The sequence below is a fragment of the Pseudoroseomonas cervicalis ATCC 49957 genome, assembly GCF_000164635.1.
Classification (GTDB): domain Bacteria; phylum Pseudomonadota; class Alphaproteobacteria; order Acetobacterales; family Acetobacteraceae; genus Pseudoroseomonas; species Pseudoroseomonas cervicalis.
Window position 1 is genome coordinate 1 of record NZ_GG770855.1, and the last position, 1,822, is coordinate 1,822.

Below are 1,822 nucleotides of genomic sequence, written 5' to 3' on the forward strand. Positions count from 1 at the left end.
CGGGCGGGGGCTGGGCGGGAAGGGTGCGCGCGGTCACGCCGCATGCGGGGCGCGCAGGCGGATCACGCCGCGCACCTCCTCGGCCGGCACCGGCTTGCCCTTGCGCAGGATCTCCACCCGGCCCTCCTTCTGCAGCCGCAGCGCCGCCTGGCGCACCGGCGTCATCAGGCTGCGCCACTGTTCTTCCGGTGCCAAGGCGCGGGCCACCTCGCTCGGGCAGATCGAGCCGCCGGGGCCGCGCGCCGCCGTCTGGCGCAGGATCTCCTCGGCGAGGCGCTCGGGCGAGGGGCGGGGGGGCAGGCTGGACATCGGAACGGACTTTCAGTCTAGGCGCGCCGCGGCGCGGAGAGGCGGGAGAAGCTGATGAGGGCGGCGGCCCCGGCGATGCAAGAGGCCACCGTCAGCGCCAGGACCGGCCCGTCCTCCCCGGCCAGGCGCAGGGTCAGGGCGCCGAGCGCGGCGCCACTGGTCTGGCCGAGCAGCCGGGCGGTGGAGAGCATGCCGCTGGCGCCGCCGCTGCGCTCGCGCGGGGCGGCGGAGAGCAGGGTGCGGTTGTTCGGGCTCTGGAACAGGCCGAAGCCGAGGCCGCAGAGCGCGATGCGCCAGCCGAGGTCGAAGGCGGTGGGCGCCTCGGGCAGCGCCGCCAGCGAGGCGAGGCCCACCGCCATCAGCACCAGCCCGACGCCGCCGAGCAGGCCGGAGGGGATGCGGTCCGAAGCGCGGCCGGCCAGCGGCGAGACGACGATCAGCACCAGCGGCCAGGGCGTCATCAGCAGACCCGTCTCCACCTGGCTGCGGCCGAGATTGTGCTGCAGGTAGAAGGGCAACGCCACGAAAGCCAGCATCTGCGCCGCGAAGGAGGCGATGGAGGTGGCGACCGACAGGCTGAAGACCGGGATGCGCAGCAGGTCCACCGGCAGCAGCGGCGCCGGGCGGCCGCTCTGCCGCCGGACGAGCGCGACACCGGCCAGGATGCCGCCCGCCAGCAGCCCGCCCCAGGCCCAGGCGGGGGCGCCATGCGAGAACTGCTCCAGCGCCGTCATCACCAGGCCGAAGGTGGCGGCGCTGAGCAGGGCCGAGGCGGCATCGAAGCGGCGTCCGGCCCGCGGCGTGGCGGGCAGGAAGCGCAGCGCCAGCGCGAAGGCCAGGCAGCCGAGCGGGATGTTGACGGCGAAGATCCAGGGCCAGTGCGCGACCCCCAGGATGCCGGCGGCGACGCTGGGGCCGAGCACCGAGGAGAAGGCCACCACCAGCGCGTTGACGCCGACGCCCTGGCCGAGCAGGTGCTGCGGGTAGATGTAGCGGACGAGCGCGGTGTTGACGCTCATCAGCCCGGCGGCGCCGAAGCCCTGCACCACCCGCGCCGCCACCAGCCCGGTGAGCGAATCCGAGAAGGCGCAGAAGCAGGAGGCGATGGTGAAGATGGCGAGCCCGGTGCGGTAGACCCGCTCATGCCCCACCAGCTCGCCCAGCGAGGCCAGCGGCAGCAGCGAGACGACGATGGCGATCTGGTAGGCGTTCACCACCATGATCGCCTCGGAGGAGGAGACCTTGAGATCGGCCGCGATGGCCGGCAGGGCGACATTGGCGATCGAGGAATCCATCACCGCCATGGCGATGGAGACGGCCAGCGCCAGAACCGCCCAGCGCCGCTGCGGCGGCGGCAGGCCATCGGTGTCCTGAGGCATGCGGGGCGTTGTCCTCCTGGCAGGGTGGGGCGACCTTGCGGGAGGCCAAGCATGCGCCGGGCCGTCCCGCCGCGCCAGGGGCGGCCAGGGCAGGGAAGGGGTGCGGCGGAAGCAGGGCGGGCGGCCCCGCGCGG

At 74.6% G+C, this 1,822-nt stretch carries 2 protein-coding genes; both read right to left on the minus strand.

The genetic code is table 11. The features are described from left to right. Positions 1-33: 33 nt before the first annotated feature. A complete protein-coding gene (locus tag HMPREF0731_RS19675; RefSeq protein WP_007005969.1) occupies positions 34-309 on the minus strand; it encodes a DUF3253 domain-containing protein in 276 nt (91 codons plus the stop codon). Positions 310-326: 17 nt separating this feature from the next. Next, positions 327-1,688, minus strand: a complete 1,362-nt coding sequence (locus HMPREF0731_RS19680) for an MFS transporter (RefSeq protein ID WP_007005970.1) — start codon at positions 1,686-1,688, stop codon at positions 327-329. Positions 1,689-1,822 lie beyond the last annotated feature (134 nt).

Bases quoted from the DNA above. Each gene is read 5' to 3' on its own strand.
- HMPREF0731_RS19680 (WP_007005970.1), bottom strand. From the start codon at position 1,688: ATGCCTCAGGACACCGATGGCCTGCCGCCGCCGCAGCGGCGCTGGGCG.
- HMPREF0731_RS19675 (WP_007005969.1), bottom strand. From the start codon at position 309: ATGTCCAGCCTGCCCCCCCGCCCCTCGCCCGAGCGCCTCGCCGAGGAG.